Annotated in this window: 19 protein-coding genes; 6 read left to right on the top strand and 13 right to left on the bottom strand. The window is 72.1% G+C overall.

What is annotated here, in order from left to right; translation table 11 throughout:
• Positions 1–209: 209 nt before the first annotated feature.
• The 3 genes from BJ969_RS10965 to BJ969_RS10955 form a co-directional block, all read right to left on the bottom strand.
• Positions 210–1,190, bottom strand: coding sequence for an FAD binding domain-containing protein (locus BJ969_RS10965; protein ID WP_184478837.1), 981 nt, complete (start codon positions 1,188–1,190; stop codon positions 210–212).
• Complete coding sequence (locus BJ969_RS10960; RefSeq protein WP_184478836.1) at positions 1,183–1,665, bottom strand: (2Fe-2S)-binding protein; 483 nt, start codon at positions 1,663–1,665, stop codon at positions 1,183–1,185. Before BJ969_RS10960 ends, BJ969_RS10965 begins: the two co-directional genes overlap by 8 nt.
• 806 nt (positions 1,666–2,471) lie before the next feature.
• On the bottom strand, positions 2,472–3,410 hold the full coding sequence (locus tag BJ969_RS10955) for a metallophosphoesterase (protein WP_184478835.1): 939 nt from the start codon (positions 3,408–3,410) through the stop codon (positions 2,472–2,474).
• Positions 3,411–3,880: 470 nt separating this feature from the next.
• Here BJ969_RS10955 and BJ969_RS10950 point away from each other — a divergent pair, with 470 nt between their 5' ends.
• The gene (locus tag BJ969_RS10950) at positions 3,881–4,564 is read left to right on the top strand and encodes a helix-turn-helix transcriptional regulator (protein WP_246456740.1); all 684 of its coding nucleotides are present in this window, start codon (positions 3,881–3,883) and stop codon (positions 4,562–4,564) included.
• A gap of 73 nt (positions 4,565–4,637) precedes the next feature.
• Here BJ969_RS10950 and BJ969_RS10945 read toward each other — a convergent pair whose 3' ends face one another.
• Positions 4,638–7,268 (bottom strand): AAA family ATPase, encoded by a 2,631-nt coding sequence (locus tag BJ969_RS10945; RefSeq protein ID WP_184478834.1) that lies wholly within the window; start codon positions 7,266–7,268, stop codon positions 4,638–4,640.
• Positions 7,269–7,484: 216 nt separating this feature from the next.
• On the opposite strand from BJ969_RS10945, the gene BJ969_RS10940 reads away from it, so the two are divergent.
• Genes BJ969_RS10940 through BJ969_RS10930 form a run of 3 tightly spaced genes read left to right on the top strand, consistent with a single transcriptional unit; the run spans position 7,485 to position 10,516 of the window.
• A complete protein-coding gene (locus BJ969_RS10940; protein WP_184478833.1) occupies positions 7,485–8,831 on the top strand; it encodes a LuxR C-terminal-related transcriptional regulator in 1,347 nt (448 codons plus the stop codon).
• Between the two features lie 36 nt (positions 8,832–8,867).
• Positions 8,868–9,614, top strand: coding sequence for a response regulator transcription factor (locus tag BJ969_RS10935; RefSeq protein WP_343071337.1), 747 nt, complete (start codon positions 8,868–8,870; stop codon positions 9,612–9,614).
• On the top strand, positions 9,614–10,516 hold the full coding sequence (locus BJ969_RS10930) for a sensor histidine kinase (RefSeq protein WP_184478832.1): 903 nt from the start codon (positions 9,614–9,616) through the stop codon (positions 10,514–10,516). The genes BJ969_RS10935 and BJ969_RS10930 overlap by 1 nt, the downstream gene beginning before the upstream one ends.
• A gap of 57 nt (positions 10,517–10,573) precedes the next feature.
• Here BJ969_RS10930 and BJ969_RS10925 read toward each other — a convergent pair whose 3' ends face one another.
• The 8 genes from BJ969_RS10925 to BJ969_RS10890 all read right to left on the bottom strand — a co-directional run bounded on the left by BJ969_RS10925 (position 10,574) and on the right by BJ969_RS10890 (position 18,872).
• Positions 10,574–11,431: a 3-hydroxyacyl-CoA dehydrogenase family protein gene (locus BJ969_RS10925; protein ID WP_184478831.1), complete on the bottom strand. Its 858-nt coding sequence runs from the start codon at positions 11,429–11,431 to the stop codon at positions 10,574–10,576.
• A 485-nt stretch (positions 11,432–11,916) separates the two neighbouring features.
• A complete protein-coding gene (locus BJ969_RS10920) occupies positions 11,917–13,101 on the bottom strand; it encodes a TerC family protein (protein WP_184478830.1) in 1,185 nt (394 codons plus the stop codon).
• A 40-nt stretch (positions 13,102–13,141) separates the two neighbouring features.
• Positions 13,142–14,407 (bottom strand): amidohydrolase, encoded by a 1,266-nt coding sequence (locus BJ969_RS10915; RefSeq protein WP_184478829.1) that lies wholly within the window; start codon positions 14,405–14,407, stop codon positions 13,142–13,144.
• A gap of 81 nt (positions 14,408–14,488) precedes the next feature.
• Positions 14,489–15,151: a trimeric intracellular cation channel family protein gene (locus tag BJ969_RS10910; protein WP_184478828.1), complete on the bottom strand. Its 663-nt coding sequence runs from the start codon at positions 15,149–15,151 to the stop codon at positions 14,489–14,491.
• A 67-nt stretch (positions 15,152–15,218) separates the two neighbouring features.
• Positions 15,219–15,590 (bottom strand): nucleotide pyrophosphohydrolase, encoded by a 372-nt coding sequence (locus BJ969_RS10905; RefSeq protein ID WP_184478827.1) that lies wholly within the window; start codon positions 15,588–15,590, stop codon positions 15,219–15,221.
• Between the two features lie 74 nt (positions 15,591–15,664).
• Positions 15,665–16,534 carry a TIGR03560 family F420-dependent LLM class oxidoreductase gene (locus BJ969_RS10900; RefSeq protein WP_184478826.1) on the bottom strand — a complete coding sequence of 290 codons (870 nt, stop codon included), beginning with the start codon at positions 16,532–16,534 and terminating at the stop codon, positions 15,665–15,667.
• Between the two features lie 140 nt (positions 16,535–16,674).
• The gene (locus BJ969_RS10895) at positions 16,675–17,658 is read right to left on the bottom strand and encodes a glycoside hydrolase family 183 protein (protein ID WP_343071336.1); all 984 of its coding nucleotides are present in this window, start codon (positions 17,656–17,658) and stop codon (positions 16,675–16,677) included.
• A 98-nt stretch (positions 17,659–17,756) separates the two neighbouring features.
• Entirely contained in the window at positions 17,757–18,872 is a 1,116-nt protein-coding gene (locus BJ969_RS10890; protein WP_343071335.1) for an AI-2E family transporter, read from the bottom strand.
• 523 nt (positions 18,873–19,395) lie between these two features.
• On the opposite strand from BJ969_RS10890, the gene BJ969_RS10885 reads away from it, so the two are divergent.
• Both BJ969_RS10885 and BJ969_RS10880 read left to right on the top strand, forming a co-directional pair.
• Entirely contained in the window at positions 19,396–19,749 is a 354-nt protein-coding gene (locus tag BJ969_RS10885) for a beta/gamma crystallin domain-containing protein (RefSeq protein ID WP_343071334.1), read from the top strand.
• Between the two features lie 233 nt (positions 19,750–19,982).
• A complete protein-coding gene (locus BJ969_RS10880) occupies positions 19,983–20,972 on the top strand; it encodes a tyrosine-type recombinase/integrase (RefSeq protein WP_425503543.1) in 990 nt (329 codons plus the stop codon).
• A 72-nt stretch (positions 20,973–21,044) separates the two neighbouring features.
• Here BJ969_RS10880 and BJ969_RS10875 read toward each other — a convergent pair whose 3' ends face one another.
• Positions 21,045–21,719, bottom strand: a complete 675-nt coding sequence (locus BJ969_RS10875; RefSeq protein ID WP_343071333.1) for a VOC family protein — start codon at positions 21,717–21,719, stop codon at positions 21,045–21,047.
• Between the last annotated feature and the right edge of the window lie 28 nt (positions 21,720–21,747).

Raw genomic sequence — 21,747 nt, 5'->3', positions numbered from 1 at the left:
TCTCTAACGAATCCGTGCGGAACGATCGTGGACCGGGCAGCCGCCCAGCGGCGGCCGGTTCGAGCGACCGGCACCGCTGCGCGACGCCGAGGGGGAAGACGGGCGGGAGGCATCGAACCCGCGGCGAGCGGGCCACGGTTGTTCCGCCGCGCCGGCCGGGTTGGACGACGGCCGCCGGGATTGCGCCGGGCAGACCATGGCGAAGGCTCCTAGCTCGTCGCGTCGCGCAGCGCGCGGATCAGGGTGCGGCGGGCGAGTTCCACCTTGAACTCGGTGCCCTCCACGGTGAACGGGTCCTGGACGGCGAGTTCCGCCGCCGCCGCAAAGGACTCCACTGTGGACGGCTGGTCGAGCAGCGCCCGTTCCGCCTCGCTCGCGCGCCAGGGCACGGTACCGACGCCGCCGAGCGCGATGCGCGCCTCCCGCACGACGCCGTCCGCCACCCGCACGGCCACCGCGGCGGAGCTCAGCGCGAACTCGTAGGAAGCGCGGTCGCGCACCTTCAGGTAGCCGGAGCGCACGCCGGGAGCGGGCAGCGGCACGTCCACACCGGTGATCAGCTCGTCGTGGCCGAGCACGTTCTCCACGTCCGGAGTCGCCCCCGGGACCCGGTAGAACTCGGCGAGCGGCACCGAACGCGGCCCCGCCGCGCCCTGCACCCGCACCACGGCGTCCAGCGCGGTCAGCGCCACCGCCAGGTCCGAGCCGTGCACCGCGATGCAGTCCGCGCTCGCGCCGAGGATCGCGTGCATCCGCGCACCACCGGTCACCGCGGCACAGCCGCTGCCGGGCGCCCGCTTGTTGCAGGCCGCCACCGACGGGTCCCGGAAGTAGCGGCACCTGGTGCGCTGCAACAGGTTCCCGCCGATGGTCGCCATGGTCCGCAGCTGCGGGGAGGCGCTGGCCAGCAGCGCCTCTGACACCACCGGAGCCCGTTCGACGACCAGCGGGTCGGCGGCGAGCTCGGCCATGGTGGTCATCGCGCCGACGCGCAGCACCTCGCCGTCCCGGCTGATCCCGCGCAGCGGCAGCCGGGTCACGTCGACGAGGGTCCGCGGGGCGAGCACCCCGTCCTTCATCAGGTCCAGCTGGGTGGTGCCGCCCGCGAGGTAGGACGCCTCCGGGTCGGCCCCGACCGCGGCGACCGCTTCGGCGACGTCACCGGGGCGCAGGTACCGGAACTCACGCATTCTCCGCGACCTCCCGGATGGCGGCCACGATGTTCGAGTACGCGCCGCAGCGGCACAGGTTCCCGCTCATCTGCTCCCGGATCTCTTCGTCCGAACCGGTGCGCCCCTCGTCGAGCAGGCACACCGCGGACATGATCTGACCTGGCGTGCAGTAGCCGCACTGGAAGGCGTCGTGGCGCACGAAGGCCTCCTGCACCGGGTGCGGCTCGCCGTCGGTGCCGAGACCTTCGACGGTCGTGACCTCGCGGTCGTCGCACTGCGCGGCCAGCGTCAGGCAGGACAGCCTGCGCGTCCCGTCCAGCGCCACCGTGCATGCTCCGCACGCGCCCTGGTCGCAGCCCTTCTTGGTGCCGGTGAGGCCGAGTTCGTCGCGCAGCGCGTCGAGCAGCGTGACCCGTGAATCGAGATCCAGTTCGTGGTCGGTGCCGTTGACGGTGAGCGAGACCGAAACCCGGTCGTCGGCCGTGGTTGCCATGTGGCTCCATCCTCGTCGGTGCGATCACCGGCGGCTCCCGCACGACGGGCCGGGCCACCGCGACCCGCGTTCCAGCGCGAACGAAACCCCGGTTCGCGGCCCCGGGGCCGAAATGTCGCGACGCCCCCGTTATACATCGGTGATCTTCGACGGCACCAGAGCCCGTTCGCGGGTCGGTTTTCCCGTTCTTGTTTCCGTAGTCCCTTTCCCGGTGCGCGCACCAGTGGCTCCCACCGTTGCGACGAAAAAACGCCGAACAGGTGGGAGCCACCTCGACAATGCGTTCACCTTCGGGCCGTCATGGCCGGAGTTCTCCCGGCACGCCGTGGCGCGTGCCCGGGAGGAGCCGTGGCGGACGGGTGCCGGTTACCTGCCCCAGCCCCAACCGCCCCAGTGGCCCCAACCCCAGCCCCAGCCATTGCCCCAGCCCCAACCGGAGCCCCAGCCGTGGCCCCAGCCGTGGCCCCAGCCCCAGCCGCCGCCGGAGTAGACGAAAATGCTCTTGATGCGCATGATCTGCACCTTCTTCCCATGAACCCGGCAGGCGAAATCGCTCCGTCCACCGGTCGATTCGACGATCGTTTCTGCGGAGTTCGAGGGAGTCGTGATGTCCGGCCCCGTACGCGCCGGGTGGTCGCCGTCGGGCCACGCCCAGTGCGATTGCTTTCCACATTAGGAGCTCGGCGAACGCGCGGAACACGGCCGTTGGACCTGCGCACGATATGTGTCCGGAACACGGCCAGGGGCGCCCGCCGAACGGCGGACGCCCCTGGGGACGGCGGAATCCGGGTTGCCGGATCAGCGGGTCATTTCGTGGTGTTCAGGTCGACGTCGACGGTGAAGTCGTCCTCGCCGTCGAAGTAGTCCGAGTCGTCCTTCGACGGCGAGTAGGTGTCGACGATCATCTTGCCCGCGTCGATGTCGAACTGCAGCAGCCGCAGGTAACCGAGCCCGCCTTCCGGCGCGCTCTGGTAGTCGGCGAGGATCTCCGGCACCTTCCGGCCGTCGGCGGTCTCCTGCACGTTGTGCGTGGCGCCGTGGTTGTGCCCGCACAGCACGGCCTTCACGTTGCGGTGCGGCTCCACGACGCGGTCGAAGATGTCCTGGCCCTGCTCGCTGTAGGAGCCGTCGGTGTTCAGGTACGCGTGCACGCTGATGATCACCGGGGTGTCCGGGTGCTCGGCGAGGACCTTCTCCGCCCAGGCGAAGTCCTCCTCCTGCATGTCCCAGGTCAGCGACAGCATCATGACCTGCTTGCCGGCGACGTCGACGAGGTCGTAGTGCTGGCGGTTGTTCTCGTAGGACTCGCCGCGCACCGGGGAGCCGGCGAACCGCTCGTCGCCGAAGTAGTCGCCGTAGAGGCCCTCGACGTCGTGGTTTCCCTCGACGACGCCGTACGGGAACTTCGCGTCGTCCAGCGTCTTCATGCTGGCGTCGGCGTTGTTCCACTGGTCCTCGTCGTCGGAGTCGTCGACGATGTCACCGGTGTGCGTCGCGTACCCGATCTTGCGCTCGGCGGCGTTGTCGACCAGCCACCGCGTCTGGGCGTCGAAGTGCTCCGGGTGGCTCTCGGAGTAGTACTGGGTGTCCGGCAGCCAAGCGATCGCGGCATCGTAGGTGGCGGGGTCGGGCAGCTCGTTCGCACGGGCCGACGGTCCGGCGAGCGCGCTCGGCGCCGCGATCGCGGTCGCGGCGGTCAGGCTGGTGGCGGCCAGTGCGAACAGCAGGCGACGGTCAGGCTTCACTACGGCTCCTCGATTCGACGTTCGACCGGCGACATCGTTTCCGCGCGGCGTGGAGTCGACCCGACACCCCACCGTCCGGCCGGTGAACTGCCGTTGAACTCGGGTGAATTGCCGGATTTCCGCGGCCCCACCGGGAATGCGGACGGGCTCCGGGCCTCGATCGGATCGTCCAGGCGGCCGAGCCTCGCGATCAACCGCCATCGGCTCGGACGGATGACCGAACGGGCACACCACCGGACCAGAAGGGCCGCACCGGCGCGGGTTCCTTGCCGGGGGCACCGCGCGACCGGTGCACTGTCGCCTGACCCCTCTGCCCGAACAGCTGTGAGGGAAACCCCGCCGCCTCCCCGCCGCGAGCCACTTCCACGCCGACCTCATCGGAGACTCGGTGGTGCACGTACGGATCCGGTGCCGCGTCCAGCCGCGCGGATCCCGTCCACCACTCGCAGTTCAGGTTCGGAGGATGCGCGATGACCACACAGATGGAACGGGAAGCACCGCCGGTCGACGACCAGGCGAGCCGGCCCTCCCGGAAACCGGTGCGGATCGCGGTCCGCGCGGCCGACCCCATCACCCTCACCGGGTTGACCTGCACGCTGATGGGACGGCCGCAGCTCCAGGTGGACTCGACGTCGCAGGCCGCGGACGTGGACGTGCTCGTCTACGCCGCCGACGCGGTGACCGCCACGACCGCGGCCGGACTCCGCCGCGCCGCCGGCGAGTTCGGCGTGCCCATCGTGCTCGTCACCGGGGAGTTCGACAGCTCCCAGCTGCTGAGCGTGACGGAGTGCCAGGTCGTGGCGATCCTGCACCGCAACGTCGCCACCGCGGCTCGGCTGCAGGAGACCATCCTCTCCGCCGCCGACGGGGGCGCCGCGCTCCCGTCGAAGCTGCTCGGGGAGCTGCTGCGGCAGGTGCAGACCCTGCAGCAGGACGTGCTGACCCCGCGCGGCCTGAACTCCTCCGGGCTCACCCCGCGCGAGATCGACGTGGTGCGGCTGATCGCGGACGGCTGCGACACCGAGGAGATCGGCAACCGGCTGTGCTACTCGGAGCGCACCGTCAAGAACATCATCTACACCATGACGAACCGGCTGCGGATGCGGAACCGCCCGCACCTCGTCGCCTACGCGGTCCGTTCCGGGGTCATCTGACGGGCAGGCGCCGGCGCCCGGCGGGATCAGGTGCCGTGCGGGATCGGCCCGGCGCCGGGAGCCGAGCGGCGCCTCACATCGCGCCGGCGCCGAAGAACTCGGCGTTGACGGTGGCGGTGGCGAACTCGGCTCGCGACCGGTACCCGGCGCGCTTGAAGCACCGGGACAGCCGTCCCTCCACGCTCTTCTCGGTGGTGGCCAGCACCGCCGCCAGCTGCTGGTTGCTCAGCCCCTCCGCGACCAGCCGGGCCAGCAGCCGTTCGTTCTCCTCGACCGTCGCCGCCTGCCCCTGCTCTCCGAGCTCCTTCGCGGGCAGCAGCGCGCGCATCCGGGCTCGCGGGACCAACGCGTCGAGCTCACCGAAGATCCGGTACGCCGCGCTCGCCGATTCCCGGTCCGCCAGGCCGTGTTCCGCGACGGCGAGCACCGTGCCGGCGTAGCCGAACGGGTCGCCGAGGTCCGCGGCGATCGTGATCGCCGCGGTGGCCGCGTCCCGATCCTCGTCGGCGACGGCCCGCGCCAGCTCCCGCTCCCCGCGCGCCGACACCGGCACCGGATCGCCGTCCGCGGCCCGGTCGGCGCAGCGCGACGCGGTGGCCGGGCTGCCGTGGCGCGCTTCCCAGCAGGCCAACCGGCGCCACACCGGCGCGGTGGCGCCGAGGACGCCGAGGTCGGCGGCGCTGCGCAACGCCTCCTCCAGCAAGGCGCGGGCCCGGTCGCGCTCGCCGAACAGCCCGGCGAGTTCGGCCTCCGCGAGCAGCAGCAGGTGCGGCATCGGCGCGTTCCTGGCACGTGCTTCGGCGAGCACCGCGTCGGCGCGGCTCAACCGGCCGCGGGCGCTGAGCATCGTGGCCATGTCCCGGAACAGCACCGTCAGGCCGGGCACCGCGCCGTGCACCGGTTCCGCGGCGAGCGTGGCGCGGCACCGGTCGAGCGCCTCGTCCCAGTTCCCGGCCCGCGCGGAGCTGATCGCCCGCCGGGGCGCGCTCGTGGCCGGCGTCCGGTGCGCTCCGGTGTGCAAGGTGAGCGCGTCCACCAGCAGCTCGGCGACCTCGTCTTCGGGCCGGGGCGGTTCCTCGTCGGCGCGGCCGAGCAGCGCGCCGGACGTCCCGCGCAACAAGCGTCCTAAATGGATGGTCGCGGAATCGCGCTCCCACTCCGGGGCGTTGCCGACGAGCAGGTCGTGCGCGTCGCTCCAGCGCCCGAGCAGGCACCGCGCGGCGGCGCGCACGACGACCCCGGCCGCGCCGTCGTCGGCGAGCTCGCGCAGCGCGGCCAGCTCCCCCGCGCCCGCCCAACCCAGCCCCCGGATGATCCGCAGCTCCTGCGCCGACGCGGCGGGCAGCGATTCAGCGCCCAGTGCGGCGTCGGCGAGTTCCACGGCGCGGCGGAAACGCCGATGGCGCGCGCAGATCACCGCTCGGCGGTGCAGCAACACCGCACCCGCCGCCGGGTCCGCGCACAACTTCGCGGCGGCCCGCGACCACCGCTCGGCGCGGTCGCCGTCGACGGCGGCGACCTCGTCGACCCGGCGGTGCAGTTCGGCGACGGCGCGGTCCCGGTCGACGAGGTTGCCCGCTTCCGCCATCCGGTCGGCGAGGTAGTGCTCGTCCGGCGCGGTGGCTGTCCCCTCGATCAGCGCGGCGACCGCGAGCTGCGCGATGCGCCGGCGTTCGAACAGCCCGAGCCGCCCGGCCAGCACCGCCGCCAGCATCGGAACGCGGAACCGGAATCCGCCGCGCCGATCGGGCAGCAGCACTCCGCGCGCGCACCACTCGCGCAGCAGCCGCCGAATCCGCCCCTCGCCGCGCCCGAGGCTGCGCGCGATCAGCCCCGGTGCCGCCTCCCGCAGCGGGTGCAGCACCGCCAGCGCGCGCAGCACTTCCGGTGCGGACCCGTCCGCGTCGGCACCGCCGCCCGGCAGCGCGGGCGCGGGTTCACCGCTCGGCCGCGCCGGGAACCGGTCGCCCACCAGGTGCGCGTGCTGGTCGACCACGCGCAGCACGCCGCCGCGCAGGTAGCCGTCCACGGCGGCGTGCACCAGCGCGGGCGTGCCGCGGCACCGGTCGCGCAGCGACTCGGCCAGTCCCCCGGCGGGTTTCGCGCCCAACCGGTCCACGAGAATCCCCCGCACCGCCGCGACCGGCAGCGGGCGCAGCCGCTCCACCCGCGCCAGCCCGGCCGCCACGAGCTCGGCCAGCGGACCGGTCGTGTCCGCCGGGGTGCGCACCGCGCAGACGAAGGTGATCGGAACGTTGGCCAGTCCCCGCACCGCGCCCAGCAGCCTGCTCGTCGAGCGGGCGTCGAGCCGCTGCGCGTCGTCGAGGAAGACGACCGCGCGGGTCCGCCGGCCCGACAGCACGCGCTGCAAGGTCGCCCACGGCGATTCGCCGGATTCCGGTTCGGCGCCGAGCGCGCCGGGGATGCCTCCCGCGACCTCCCGCACGTCCAGTCCCGCGAACACCACCGGAACGTCCGCGGTGGACATCCCGAGGTCGTCGGCGCGGGCGCGCGCCTGGGCGAGCACGGCGCTGCGCCCGATCCCGGCGGGTCCGGTGACCAGGACCAGCGGCACCGCGCCGGGCCCCGCGCAGGACTCGACGATCCGGGCGACGACCTCGGCCCGGCCGTGAATCCTGCCGTCCGCCCCCGTGGGCAGGGGCGGCTCCGGACAGCACGCGGACAGCGATCGAGGACTGCTCATGCCCCCATTATCGCGGGTGGCCCCCGTCGCACTCCCGGATTTCACGGGGAGATCACCCATTGATCCGTGAAGGCCATCACCAGGGATTATGCGATTGATTACGCATTCCTTAAATCATCCGTTCGGCATTCTTCCCGGCCCTCACGAGGCCCGCGATCGGTGCTAAACAGAAGATCAACAGCTGGTCATCGGGGGATGCGACGCGAGGGAGCGGACGTGATTCGGGAGGACATGGCCTTCGAAGCCGGGGAGGGCTTCGAAGGCAGGGAGGGCGCGCTGGCCGTCCTGCGCGGCGCGTTGCGGGAGTCCGCGCCGCGCGGGCGGCTGGTCGTCGTGCGAGGAGCAGCCGGCAGCGGGCGCAGCACCCTGCTGCGCACCACGGCGCGGCGCTGGATCGCCGAAGGCGTGCGGGCGGCGCCGGTGCGGCCGGTCAGCGGCACCCTCATCGACGGGTTCGACGCGGTGCTGCACACGCTGCGCGCGCACTTCGACCGCTTCGCCGACCCCGGACTGATCGATCGGATCAGCAAGCTGTCGCGGCTGCGCGCCCGCGCGGCCGAGGACCCCGCGGAAGGACCGGCCGTGGTGGCCGAGCTGACCGAGGTGTTCGACCGGCTCGGCAGGCTCGGGCCGACGGCGCTGCTGTTCGACGACGTCGACCGCATCGTCGACCCGGCGCTGCTGCTGATCACCGCGCGCCGCCCCGGTTGCCTGGTGGTCGCCGCCGTGCGCGACCCCGCCACCCCGGCGGGCGCGGAGCTGGCGGCGCTGGCCGACGAGGTGATCGACCTCGGCCCGCTCGACGAGCACGCCGTCGCCGCCACCGCCGGCGACGGGGTGCACCCGGACCTGCTGCGCTCGTTGCGCACCGCGCTGGGGCCGCTGTACGGGAACCCGGGCACGGTGCTCGGCACCTTGGAACGGTTGCACCGGGACCGGCGGCTCACCACGAGCCCCGGCCGGACGCGGCTGCGCGACCCCGGTTCTCCCGTGCCGCTGCCCGAGGACCACGACCTGGTGAACCGCGCCCGCGAACTGGGGGACGTGGCGCCGCGGCTGCTGGCGGCCGTCGCCGCGGTGGTCGCGCTCGACATGGACGACCTGCCCGCCGTGGCCGACGTCCTCGGCACCGAGCTCGCCACCTGCGGCCGGACCTTGGACCGGCTCGTCGACGCCGAACTGCTCGTGGCCGACGTCGACGGGCGGCTGTCGTGCCTGTGCGCGGCGCTCGCCGACTCCGCGGCGGCGGCCCACCCGGACGCGGTGCGCGGGATCCGCGCGCTCGGCACCGCCGCGCCCGTCGCGCCGCTGCGCCCGGTCGCGGCGGCGCCCCCGAAGTCCGGGGCGCGGCCGTGGACCCGCACCGAGCACCGCATCGTCGACCTCATCGGCGGCGGGCGCACCAACCGCCAGATCGCCACCGCACTCGGGGTGAGCGAGAAGACCGTGGAGAAGCACCTGACCCGGCTGTTCACCAAATCGGGCTGCCGATCCCGCGTCGAGCTGGTGACGACGCGGCTGCGCGGGGCCGCACCGGAGGAAAGGCTGGGACGCGCCTCATGACCGCAGCCGCGATCGGGTCGTCGATAGGCTGGCCCGGTGACACCGCCGGACCTGCCATCCGTCCACGACGACCCGACGGCGGCGCGCCGGTGCATCCTGCTGGTGGACGACGATCCCGACGTCGTCGAGGTGATCACGGGGTACCTGCACCGCGCGGACTACACCTCGATCGTCGCCTCCGACGGGCCGACGGGCATGGAGCTGTTCCACCGGGCCCGGCCGGACCTGATCGTGCTGGACGTCGGATTGCCCGGCCTGGACGGGATCCGGTTCTGCGAGCGGGTCCGCGCGGAGACCAGCACCCCGGTGATCATGCTGACCGGCCGGGCCGAGGAGGAGGACCGGCTGCGCGGCCTCATCGCGGGCGCCGACGACTACCTGACCAAACCGTTCAGCGGGCGCGAACTGGTGCTGCGCATCCGGGCCGTGCTGCGGCGCACCGAGGCGGCCTCGGCACCCGCGCCGGCGGCGCCGGAGCTCACCGCGGGCGACCTGGTCGTCAACGAGTCCTCGCGGGTCGTGACCAAGGGCGGACGGCCGCTCACCTTGACCAACCGGGAGTTCGACCTGCTCGTGTTCCTGCTGCGGAACCCGGGCCGGGTGCTCCGGAGGGACGAGCTGATGCGTGAGGTGTGGGACTACGACTTCGGCGGCGCCTCCACCGTCACGGTGCACATGCGCCGGTTGCGGGAGAAGATCGAGGACGATCCTTCGGATCCGGCGATGCTGATGACGGTGTGGGGCGTCGGCTACCGCTTCGACCCGCCGGGCGCCGCGCGGTGATGGACGCGAACCCGCTGCTGATCATCCTGGTCGCGATGTGCGAAGCGACCGGCATCGGACTGCTCGGTTCGGTGCTGCTGCGGCGCTTCCCGCTGGCCCAGCCGCTGCTCGGGGTCGTGCTGATCACGCTCGTCGCGATGATCACCAGCACCGGCGTGGTGGTCGTGCTGTTCGGGTTCTCCCCCGCGCAGGCCGCCGTAGAGCTGTCCGCGGCCTGCGTGGCGGCGCTGGTCTCGCTCAACGTCGGGATCCACGGCGCCGACGGGCCGCGCGTCACCGGCGGCGGGCCCGGCCACGACCTCCCGCGGCGCGACATCGTGGCCCACGCCTCGCACGACCTGCGGGCGCCGCTGGCGAGGCTGCGCGCGACCGTCGAGTCCGCCCAGGCCGACGCACCCCTCGATCAGCGGGACCACCTCGGTCGGATCAGCGCCGACCTGGACCGGCTCGGCGACCGGCTCGACGAGCTGCTGCGGCTGTCCAGGTTCCAGTCCGGCGGGCTGCACCCGCGCCCCGACCAGGTGGAGCTGGCCGGCCTCGCCCGCGACGTCGCCGCCGAGTTCGGATCCTGCACCGCGACGGTGCGGGTCGACGCCGAGCCCGTCCTGGTGCGCGCCGACCGGCCGCTGCTGGCGGAAGTCCTCACCACGCTCGTCACCGACGCCGTGCACCACTGCGGTCCCGGCGGCTCCGTCACGATCACCCTCGGCGGCGACGCGGCCTGGGCGACCGCGTCCGTGGACGCCGAACGCCCCGCCGCCGACGACACCGAGCCGCCCGGCAGGCGCGACGGCATCCGGTTCGCCCTCGCCGAGGAGATCGTGCGCGCCCACGGCGGTGCGCTCACCGCCCGCCGGCTCCCGCGCGGCCACCACTCCCACATCCGCCTCCCCCGGACCTGACGGCACCGGCGTGGAGCCGGAAACGCCGCCACCGCGTGGAATTCGGAGTTCCGCCGCTCATTCCCAGTCGTGGAAGCCGCGGCCGGTCTTGCGGCCCAGTTCGCCGCGCGCGACCTTGTCGCGCAGCAGCTGGGGAGGGGCGAAGCGCTCGCCCAGCGTCGCGTGCAGGTGTTCGGCGATCGCCAAGCGGACGTCGAGGCCGACCAGGTCGGTGGAGCGCAGCGGGCCCATCGGGTGCCGGTACCCGAGCTCCATCGCGCTGTCCACGGACGCCGCGTCGGCGACGCCCTCCTCCAGCATCCGGATCGCCTCCAGCCCCAGCAGCACGCCGAGGCGGCTGGTGGCGAAACCGGGCGAGTCCCGCACCATCACCTCCGCCTTGCCGAGCCCCCGCACCCAGTCGCGGGCCCGGCCGAGCACGGCGTCGGTGGTGTCCGGCCCGGCGACCAGTTCCACCAGCTTCGAAGCGGGAACCGGGTTGAAGTAGTGCATCCCGAGGAACCGCTCGGGGCGCTGCAGCGCCGCGGAGAGACCGGCGATGGACAGCGAACTCGTGTTGCTGGCCAGCACGGCGTCGGGGCCGACGACCCGCTCGGCGCCGGAGAGCACTTCGACCTTGGTCTCGGCCAGCTCGGGCACCGCCTCCACGACCAGCTCCGCATCACCGGGCAGCGCCGCGATTCCGGTCAGCACCGCCACGCGGCCGAGCAGTTCGTCCGGGTCGGCCAGCTTGCCCCGCTGGGCGGCCCTGGCGACGGCGGCCGAGATCTTCTCCCTCGCGGCGCCCGCAGCGCTCTCGCTGCTTTCCACAATGGACACTTCTGCGCCGCCGATGGCGAAGGTCTGCGCGATTCCCGAGCCCATTCGGCCACCACCGATCACGGCGACCTTCGCCGGGATTGCTGACGTGGTCATGACTTCCTCCGCTTCCAGAACCGGGAGTCCGCTCCCGGCATCGGCATCGTCGAACAGCCGCCGCGGACCGAGGGCGTCGCGGTTCTCCGGATCGCACTCGCGATCCGGAGGCCCTCTTGCCCGGCTCGCCCACTCGCGTCGGCAGGCACCCATTTTTAACCGTCCATTCGGTCGGCGATCAAGCAGGTACCCCTGAATGCACCTCGCGCACATGACCCGAAAAGAGCAATGGACGCATCGCGAAGCGGTGATCTGCGACGACTGGACGGCCCAACCCCGTTGCGCAGAACTCCCGAGACCGGCTCACCCGAAGGAACCGCCGGAGATCCCCCATTGAGCTCCGCCCCCGAACCGATCGGTGAAACGCCCGGTTCGTCTTGCCACACGCCGATTCCGCCGCCGTCTCCGCGCGCACCGCCGACGCGTTCCGATTCGAAGCGGAACGGCCGACTTCGGAGGGCGGATTCCACACGCCGATCCGCGGTTCAGCCGGAGGACTCGCGGTGCTTGTCGTGGGCGCGGCGCAGCAGGTCCATCAGTTCCCACTCGTCGCGGATCGCGGCGCGATACCGGTTCGGGAGTTTCTTGATCTGCTCCTCCTCCGAGAGCAGTTTCCGGTAGGTCTGCTCCCGGACCGCCGGATCGGTCTCGTAGCCCTCGTCCAGGTAGGCCGTGGCGTGCCTGCGCGCACCGGAGACCGCGTTCTGCGCCCGCCCCTTCGGGCTCAGCAGCGACGCGATCACCGTGATCACCAGCACGCCGATGATCACGCTGAGCGAGAGCCCGGTGCTGATCTCGACGATGTGCAGCGGCTTGCCGTCGTTGATGAACGGCACGTTGTTCTCGTGCAGCGCGTGCAGCACCAGCTTCACGCCGATGAACCCGAGGATGACCGCGAGCCCGTAGGACAGGAAGATCAACCGGTCCAGCAGCCCGTCGATGAGGAAGTACAGCTGCCGCAGGCCCAGCAACGAGAACGCGGTCGCGGTGATCACCAGGTACACGTTCTGCGTCAACCCGAAGATGGCCGGGATCGAGTCCAGCGCGAACAGCACGTCGGTCCCGCCGATGGCCACCATCACCAGCAGCATCGGGGTCAGCACCCGCTTGCCGTCGACCCAGGTGGTGAGCTTGTCCCCGTCGTACTCGTCGGTGGTGTGGAAGAGGCGTTCGGCGATCCGGATGATGACGTTGTCGGCGGTGCGGTCCTCGGAACCGGCGGGCCGCAGCAGGTTCCCCGCGGTCACCAGCAGAATGAACCCGAAGATGTAGAACACCCACGCCAGCGAGTTGATCAACGCGGCGCCGAGGAAGATGAACCCGGTCCGGGCGATGAGCGAGAAGACGATCCCGAACAGCAGCACCTTCTGCTGATCGGCGTGCGGCACCTTGAAGCTCGAAATGATGATCAGGAAGACGAACAGGTTGTCCACCGACAGGGCCTTCTCCGTCACGTACCCGGCGAAGTACTCCGTGCCCATCGTGGTGCCGCCGAACACCCACACTCCGAGTCCGAACAGGACGGCGACGCCGACGTACCCGGCCGACCAGACCGCGGCTTCCCTGATGCTCGGCGTGTGCGCCTTGCGCACGTGGAACACGTAGTCGAACAGCAGCAACCCGACGACCGCGATGATCGTCAGGACCCACACGAACCCCGGTACGTTCATGATCGCTCCGCTCGGCCGACGACGAGTTCCGAAAGGCTCCTCAGCGGTCCGCCCCCGCGCTCAGGCAGGCCAGCGCGGCCACCACCATGGCCCGGGTGCCCGCGTCGAGCGTGGGTTGCGGCACCGGCGCGAACTTCGACGAGTGGTTGCCGGGAACGTCCTGCGCGACCCGCCCCTCGCGGGCCGCGCGCTCGAACAGTTCCTGGTCGATCCCGCCGAGCGCCCAGAACGTGCTGGGGGCGTCGAACGCGGCGGGCAGATCGCCGAAGTCCTCGCTCGCCGACCACCGGCCCATCTCGCCCACCTGGTCCGCCCCGAAGTGCTCCCGCAGCGCGGCGGTGACCCGCTCCGTCACGTCGTGGTCGTTCTCGGTCAGCGGGAAGCGCGCGAACATCTCGAACTCGGGTTCCTGCGGGCAGCGCGAGGCCGCGCACTCCGCGCGGACGATCCGGTCGATCGCGTCCAGCACCTGGGTGCGGATCTGCTCGCCGTAGGTGCGGATGTTGAGCTCGATGACGGCGCTGTCCGGGATGACGTTGCTCTTCGTCCCCGCCTGCACGCTCCCCACCGTCAGCACCACCTGCTCACCGGGCGGGACTTCGCGGGCCACCACCGTCTGCAACCGGACGACGATCATCGCGGCGACCACGACGGGGTCGATCGTGGTGTGCGGCATCGACCCGTGCCCACCGGAGCCGTGCACGGTGATCCGCATGCTGTCGGCGGCGGCGAGCACCGGACCGCTGCCGGTGGCGAGCCGCCCGGCGGGCAGCGGCAGCACGTGCTGCGCCAGCGCCACGTCCGGCGCGGGGATCAGCGAGCTCAGCCCGTCCTCGACCATGCCGCGCGCGCCGTCCGCGGTCTCCTCGGCGGGCTGGAACAGCGCGATCACCGTGCCGCTCCAGTGCCCGGCGCCCGCCGCGAGCAGCTGCGCCGCGCCGAGCAGGCAGGTCACGTGCACGTCGTGCCCGCAGGCGTGCATCACCGGCGTCGGCGGGTCCCCGTCGGTGGTGGCGGTGCTGGCGTACGGCAGGCCGGTCGCCTCCCGCACCGGCAGCGCGTCCATGTCGGCGCGCAGCAGCACCGTGGGCCCCGAACCGTTGCGCAGCACGCCGATCACCCCGGTGCCGCCGACGCCGGTGTGCTTCTCGAAACCCCATTCGCCGAGGCGTTCGGCGACCTTCGAGGCGGTGCGGTGCTCCTGGTGGGACAGCTCCGGGTGGCGGTGCAGGTCCTGGTAGAACTCCTCCAGCCAGCCGGTGCCTCCGCCGTCCAGCACCGCTTGGGCAGGTGACTCGGTCGCCACGTGCGCTCCTCTCGGGTCGGCGGTCGGTACCGGAATTGTGCTGAGTCCGGCGCCCGCTCGCTCGGTCGAGGAGCCGCCCCGTCACCGCCCGCCCGGCTCCGGACCGTCGTCCTCGGTGCCCCGCCGGCCCAGCGCGGAGGGCACCTGGAGTTCGAACACCACGCCCAGCATCCGGATCGCGAAGCACGTCACCGACGCCAGCAGCACGCCCAGCAGCGAGCCGAGCCCGGCGTAGGAGGCGACCACGACGATCGCGGCGCCCACCAGCGCCGGCACCGCGTACAGGTCGCTGACCAGCACCGCGGGCACCCGCCGGATGAGCACGTCGCGCAAGGTGCCGCCGCCCACGGCGGTGACGGCGCCCAGCAGCACCGCCTGCACCCCGCCGAGCCCGAACTCCAGCGCCTTCGTCGCGCCGGTCACGCAGAACACGCTCAGCCCCACCGCGTCGAACACGACGATGATCGTGGTGAACCGCTCCAGCGGCATGCTCAGGAAGAACGCCACCAGCGCTCCCGCGGCGGCGGCCCCCAGGTATTTGAGGTCGCTGAACGTCGCGGGCGGCAGCGAGCCGATCAGCACGTCGCGGATGATGCCGCCACCGAGCGCCGTCGTCATGCCCAGCGTCAGCACCCCGACCAGGTCGACCCGCACGGCCCGCACCGCGGTCAGCGCGCCGTTGAGCCCGAACGCGAACGTCCCGACCAGGTCCAGCACGAGGAACAACGACGACGGCTCCGGCATGCCAGCGGTGTCCTTCCGAATGGTCTGCGCAGCGGCCGACCCTGGGCGGCACCTGCCTGCGCGGGCGTCAGTCCTGGTGCGGTCGGTGCAGCTCGGTCTGCTTGGTGGCGGTGCCGTGGGCGAGGTGGACCGGGTAGCGGGATTCGTTGCGGTCGATCTTGGCGTGGGCGGCGTCGACCAGGTCGATGCCCGCGGCTTCGGTGAACTGGACCAGGTAGAGCAGGACGTCGGCGGCCTCGTCGGCCAGCCGCTCCTTCAGCGCGCCCTGTTCCAGGCCGTCGGCGACGGAGGCGTCGTCGAGCCACTGCAACTCCGCGATCAGTTCGCCCGCTTCACCGCTGAGCGCCATCGCGAGGTTCTTCGGGCTGTGGAACCGCCCCCAGTCGCGCTCCTGCGCGAAGGCGCGCAACCGGGACCGGAGCTCGGCGATGCTGTCCATGGCCGGTCACGGTAGCGGCGGAGGCGCGGACGCCTTCCCCCTGGGCGGCCGGAGCCGGACGGCCGGTCCACCGCTCAGCCGAGCTCGGCGAGGCGGGGGACGACCGCGCCCGCGAACTCGCCGACCATCGCCGCCGGGTCCGGGCCGGTGGGCACGATCTCGACGAGTTCGACGCCGAGGCGGGCGTAGTCGTCCATCCGGGCCAGGAATTCGTCCGGGGTGCCGAGATCGCCCGCGGCGATGATGGTCTTCTGGATCTCCGCCGGGTCGCGGCCCTCCGACTCACAGTGCCGGGCGAGGACCTCCAGCTTGTGCCGGACCTCGTCCGGGCCGGTGGCGAACAGGTTGCAGGCGTCGGCGTAGCGCGCCACCAGGCGCAGCGTCTTGCGCTCACCGCCGCCGCCGACGAGCACCCGCGGGCCGGGATGCTGGACGGGGCGCGGGCGGCAGATCGTCTCCGCCAGCTCGTAGTGCCTGCCGGTGTAGGGACCTTCTTCGTCGCTCCACATCCGGCGGCAGATCTGCAGCGTCTCCTCCAGCCGCTCGAACCGTTCCGCCAGCGGCGGGAACGGGACGCCGAGCCCGCGGTGCTCGCGCTCGTACCAGGCCGCGCCGATGCCGAGCAGCGCGCGACCCCCGGACAGCACGTCCAGCGTGGTGACGATCTTCGCCAGCAGCCCGGGATGCCGGTAGGTCACGCCCGTCACCAGCAGGCCCAGGTCCATCCGGCTGGTCCTGCCCGCGAGGAACCCGAGCGAGGTGTAGCCCTCCAGCATCGGGTCCTGGGACGTCGCGAAGTGCTCCATCTGGAACCAGTGGTCCATCAGGCTGAACCGGGTGCACCCGGCTCCTTCGGCGGCGACCGCGGTGGCGGACAGCGCCTCCGCGAGCGAGTCGGGCTCGCCGGGGAGGGTGAAGTTCGCGAAGTGGATGCCGAGCTGCACGGCGGAACTCCTCACGGATCTCGGGTGAGCGGCTCGGTGGCCGTCCGCGGACGGCCACCGAGTTCAGAACACCACCCGGGCGGGAGCGTCGCCGTTCGAAGTGGCCCCGCCGATCCGAGGATCAGCGGTCCACCGACCCGTCACGCGCCGGGTGCTGCTCCGGCGAACTGCATCGCCTTGTACGGCCAGTTGTGCTCGGTGTTCCACTGGCTGACCACCAGGTGCAGGTCGTCGAGCGTGGAGCCGGGCACGATGTAGCCGCCGTAGAGCTGCGCCACGTGACCGCGGGCGTGGTCCTCGCCGTTCCAGGCGGAGCCCTGCACCGCGGTCGCCCGCGGCGTCTCGTACAGGTTCGCGGTGGGCACGTCCATGTTCAGCACGTCGATCCGGTAGTCCCCGGCGTTGAACAGAGATAACAGCCACCGGCCGCCGACCGGGCGCAGGCACAGCTCCCCGTAGGCACCGGTGAGCGCGATCGTCGGCGGATTGCCCCACGCCCACGCGCCGTCGCGGAACCCCCAGCCCTCCCACGCACGGGGATCGGTGAGCCGGTCCGCGGGCACCCGGTGCAGCAGCAGCCCCTGGTCGCGGCGGAAACCCGTGGTGAACGCGTACACGTAACCGTCGTCGCCGAGTCCCCAGGTCAGCATCTGGAACAGGCCGCCGTGCAGGTCTCCGGGCCAGGTGGTGCCGGTGTGCTGCCAGCTCTCGCCGTTGTCGGTGGAGCTGTGCACCTCGGTCCAGTGCACGTTGCCGATGCCCTGGCACACCATGACGTGCAGGTACATCGTGTCCCCGACGGTGATCAGGTCCGTCGGGATGACGGTGCTGACGTGGCGCCCGTGGATCACGGTGTCGTGCTCGTACGGCAGCGCCTGGCCCGCGTAGGAATCAGGGCCGATCGACCCGGTCCACCCGAGGCCCGCGGTGGCGGTGGACGGGTCCGCGAACAGCACGACGGGTGACCGCCAGCCCGGCCCGCCGACGCCGGCCCGTTCGAACGTGTCGCCGAACACCGACACGATCCGCCCGTCCGGCGCGGTGGCCATCACGCCGAGGTCGGTACCTCCGATGCCGAACCGGTCGGTCACTCCGGGGCCGGTCAGGTCCTTCACCTTGCGCACCAGCGTCACGGTCCTCTCGCGTTCGCACCGGCCGTTCCGGCGCCACGGGTCCGACTGTAAGTGCGCCCGCCCCAGTGATCGCACGCCGGGAGCCGGGCTCACGCGTGCTCGTCGGCGACGGTCTCCTCGCCCGCGTCCTCGGTTTCGCCGAGCTCCGCCGGGGGGTCGATGAGCGCCCGGATTCCGGCGTTGAGCAGGGCGATCGCGGGCACCGCGAACACCGCGCCCGCCACCCCGGCACCGAGGAAACCGGCGGTGATGCCGAGGACGACGGCCAGCGGGTGCAGCCGCACGGCGTGCCCGAGGATCAGCGGCTGCAGCACGTGCCCCTCCAGCTGCATCACGCCGACGACGATGGCGAGCACGATGAGCGCGGGCAGCGGGCCGGTGGTGACCAGCGCCATCAGCACCGCGATCGAGCCCGCGATCATCGCTCCGACGTAGGGCACGAACGCGCCGATGAACACCAGCGCCGCCAGCGCCGCGGCCAGCGGCACGCCGACGATGGCGCAGCCGACGCCGACGCCCACCGCGTCCATCAACGCGACCGCCGCGCTCGCCCGGACGTAAGCGACCAGCGACTCGAACGCGTGCCGCCCGGCCACGTCGACGCGGTCCCGGACGTGCGCGGGCACGGTGAGATCGAGGACGAACCGCCAGATCGACCGGCCGTCGCGCAGGAAGAAGATCAGCGTGAACAGGGCGATCAGCAACCCGCTGCCGACGCTGAGCACGGTGCTCGCGGTGTTCAACGCCCCCGCGGTGAGGCTGTTCTGGCTGCCGCGCAGGTAGTCGGTGACGCGCTGCACCCCTTGGTCGAGCTGTCCCTGGCTGAGCCGCAGCGGCCCGGTCCGGAGCCACTGGTGGACGCTCTCCACGGTGTGCGCGGCCTGCTCCTGCAACCCGGGCAGTCCGTTGATCACGGTGAGCACGACGAGCGTCAGCACCCCGCCCACCACGACGAGCCCCAGCAGCAGCGCCAGCACCGTCGCGAGGGTCCGCGGTACCCCGACGTGGTCCATCCGGTCCACCAGGGGCGCGAGCAACGCCGCGAGCAGCATCGCGATGCCGAGCGAGATCACCAGCTCGGACAGCACCAGCGCGATCCGGCCGAGCACCACGAGCACCGCCGCCACCGCCAGCAGCCGCCAGCTCACGGCCCCGGCGACGCGCAGCCCTCGCGGCACGGCCGGTCCGTCCCGTTCCTTCCCCACTTCTTCCACCAGCACGTGATCGGCCGAACGGTGCCGCGTTTAAACATCCGGCCGCTCGATCGGGGTGACGAGTGCCGCGCGAACGCTCCACCCTCGCGAACGAAGCACGACGGAGCAGTTTCCCAATTCCAACAGCGCTCGTCATATTCCTTCTCCGTGAATTACGATCACCACCGCCCAAGTTGAATATTCCTCATCGAGACGTCCTCATCGCACCGAATGCCCCAGCAGGCGGGGAATGCGGACTTCCCGCGACCGTTCAGGACCCGTGAAAACCTCTCGACGAAATCGATCAGAACTCCCCTCAGCCGCATACTCCGCGAAGAACGCGCAGGTGACGCAGCAGGTGACCGATGTAATCGCGTCAAATCGCCCGAGCTCGGAGCGGGCATTGTTGTGTGCCCCAACGTACTCGCGAGCACCAGAACAATTGCCGAACAACAGCGCCGATCGCGATGATTCCGGAACGCGCCGCAACGAGGGGTCAGCGGAGCGGATCCATCATTCGACCCAAGGGGAAATCGTGATCACCAAGACGAAGAAGACCGCCCGCGGCGCGGCCGCCGCAATCATCGCGGCCGCCGCCTTCACCATGGTCGGGCCGGTCGGAACCGCGTTCGCCATCAACCAGGTCGCCTGCGCTCCGGGCGAGAACTTCCTGAAGATCTGGTCGCACGCGAGCAACGGTCCCGAGAAGGTCACCTGCTACGCGAACGGCGGGAAGATGGACTTCGGCGGCCGGTGGATCAGCAAGGTCTCCACGGGGAACAACACCTTCGTCTACTACGACGACAACGGCGACGTCCTGAAGATCGACAAGTGGAACAACGTCAAGCTCAACAACGAGCCGAAGGTCAACGCGATCGAGATCCGGTGACGGATCGGCGGGTCGGCGGGCGGCACGGTCGCTGCGGCTGACCGATCGCGGCCGCTCCGGTTCGCGGGGGAACCGGATTCCCGCACCGCCCGCGTTCGCCGGCCACGTCTTCCGGGACGTGGCCGGCATCGTCGATGCCGCGCTCCGCTCGGGACCCTGTCGGGGCGTGGTTGTCGGTGGTGTCTGGTTCCATCGGGGGCGGATGATCATTCTGCTCGGGTGGAGGTGCGGACGTGCGGGAGGCGACCGGGGGTTCGGTGGCGCGCTGGATGGAGGTGTACCTGGAACACCTGCAGGCCAGGAAGCTCGCCGCGAACTCGTTGCGGGCCTACCGGCTCGATCTCGACTCGGTGGGCGGGGCGCTCGCGGAGGTCACCGGCGCGCGCGTCGGCGAGCTGGCGATGGCGGCGGTGACGGCGTCGCAGCTGCGGTCCGCGTTCGCGCGGCACGCCGCCGCCCGCTCGGCGTCGTCGGTGACGCGGGCCTGGTCGACGTGGAACGGGTTCTTCGGCTTCCTCGTCGTCGAAGGCGCCGTCGGGGGCAATCCGATGCAGGTGGTGCCGAAACCCCGCAGCGCGCCGTCGACGCCGAAACCGCTGCAGGGCGAGGACACCCCAGAGCGATTGCTGCGGCTCGTCGCCGAAGGCGGGCGCCGCGCCCGGAACCCGTGGCCGGAACGGGACCTGGCGGTGCTGGCCGTGCTGCTGTGCACGGGAGTCCGCTCGGCGGAGCTGCTCGACCTCACCGTCGCGTCCCTGGCCGGGCGGCCCGGCGACCGGCGGCTGCACGTGCACGGCAAGGGCGGCAAGAACCGCTCCATCCCCATCGAAGGCGCGCTCGACGAGGTCGTCGGCGCCTACCTGAGTTCGCGGCGCGTGCGGTTCGGCGAGCGGCTGCCCGGTGCCGAGCCGCTGTTCGTCGACCACCGGGGCGAACCGCTGCGCCGCGGCGGGCTCCAGTACCTGGTGCGCCAGTCGTTGCGCGCCGCCGGAATCTCCGACCGGGTGCAGCGGGGCGCGATGGTGCACGCGCTGCGGCACACCTTCGCGACCCGGCTGGCCGAGGACGGCGCGAACGCGGCGGAGATCGCGAAGCTGCTGGGCCACGCGTCGATCAACTCCAGCCAGACCTACATCGACGTCACGGCCCGGGAGCAACGCCTCTCGGTCCGCGCCAACCGCACCCACCGAGTCCTGGGCGAACTCGCACCCCGCGAGGGGTGAGGCGGCCCGAACAGGTGCCCGTGGTTCCTCCGCGGGCGCGAAGCGGATCGAACGATCAGTCCGCGAGCGCCCTCAACGGCCGGAGCCTTCGGCCGGGGAGCCGCCCCAGCGGCCGATGTCGGTGGCGAGGCCGTAGACCGCGCCCTGCGGGTCGGCGATGACGACGACCTCGCCGAGCACGGGGTGGTGCAGGCCGTCCACGACCCGGCCGCCGCCTTGGACCGCGCGGTTCGCCGCGAAGTCCACGTCCTCGGTGGCGAAGTGGCACAGCCAGTCCCAGCGGCCGTCGACGCACCGCCCGGAACGCGCGGAGAGCAGGCGGCCACCGGTGAGGTAGCGCCCGTCCTGCACCGCCCAGCCCAGCGTCGGCGCCCAGAACGCGTCCGCCCGTTCCGGGGCACCCGTGCACAGGTCCAACCAGCAGGGCTCGCCGCGGCGCGGGCCCGGCGCCCACGGGCCGTGCTGGGCGCGGCCGGTCACCATCCGCGCGGTGACCTCGTCGGGTCCGACGAGATCACCGTCGTGGCGCGCGCCGGCGAACACCACGTACCAGCCGGGGCGCACACCGTGCGTGGCGGGACGCATCGAGGCGCAGTGCCGCTCGCCGACCCAGCACTCGAAACCGCCCGCCGCCGAGTCCCACACCCGCCAGCCCAGCAGGTTCTGGTGGAACAGCGCCGCACCATCCAGGTCGGTGGTGATCAGTTCAACGCGACGCAGACCGCGCACGGCGGTGGGCTGGGGCACAGCGGGGTCGTCCTTCGAGGTCGGGCAA

The organism is Saccharopolyspora gloriosae (assembly GCF_014203325.1).
GTDB lineage: Bacteria > Actinomycetota > Actinomycetes > Mycobacteriales > Pseudonocardiaceae > Saccharopolyspora_C > Saccharopolyspora_C gloriosae.
Note: the sequence above shows the minus strand (reverse complement) of the source record. Positions and strands in the feature narration are given on the sequence as shown.

Coding starts and splice junctions, on each gene's coding strand:
- BJ969_RS10965 (WP_184478837.1), bottom strand. CDS start 1,190: ATGCGTGAGTTCCGGTACCTGCGCCCCGGTGACGTCGCCGAAGCGGTC.
- BJ969_RS10960 (WP_184478836.1), bottom strand. CDS start 1,665: ATGGCAACCACGGCCGACGACCGGGTTTCGGTCTCGCTCACCGTCAAC.
- BJ969_RS10950 (WP_246456740.1), top strand. CDS start 3,881: ATGACCACACAGATGGAACGGGAAGCACCGCCGGTCGACGACCAGGCG.
- BJ969_RS10945 (WP_184478834.1), bottom strand. CDS start 7,268: ATGAGCAGTCCTCGATCGCTGTCCGCGTGCTGTCCGGAGCCGCCCCTG.
- BJ969_RS10930 (WP_184478832.1), top strand. CDS start 9,614: ATGGACGCGAACCCGCTGCTGATCATCCTGGTCGCGATGTGCGAAGCG.
- BJ969_RS10925 (WP_184478831.1), bottom strand. CDS start 11,431: ATGACCACGTCAGCAATCCCGGCGAAGGTCGCCGTGATCGGTGGTGGC.
- BJ969_RS10920 (WP_184478830.1), bottom strand. CDS start 13,101: ATGAACGTACCGGGGTTCGTGTGGGTCCTGACGATCATCGCGGTCGTC.
- BJ969_RS10910 (WP_184478828.1), bottom strand. CDS start 15,151: ATGCCGGAGCCGTCGTCGTTGTTCCTCGTGCTGGACCTGGTCGGGACG.
- BJ969_RS10905 (WP_184478827.1), bottom strand. CDS start 15,590: ATGGACAGCATCGCCGAGCTCCGGTCCCGGTTGCGCGCCTTCGCGCAG.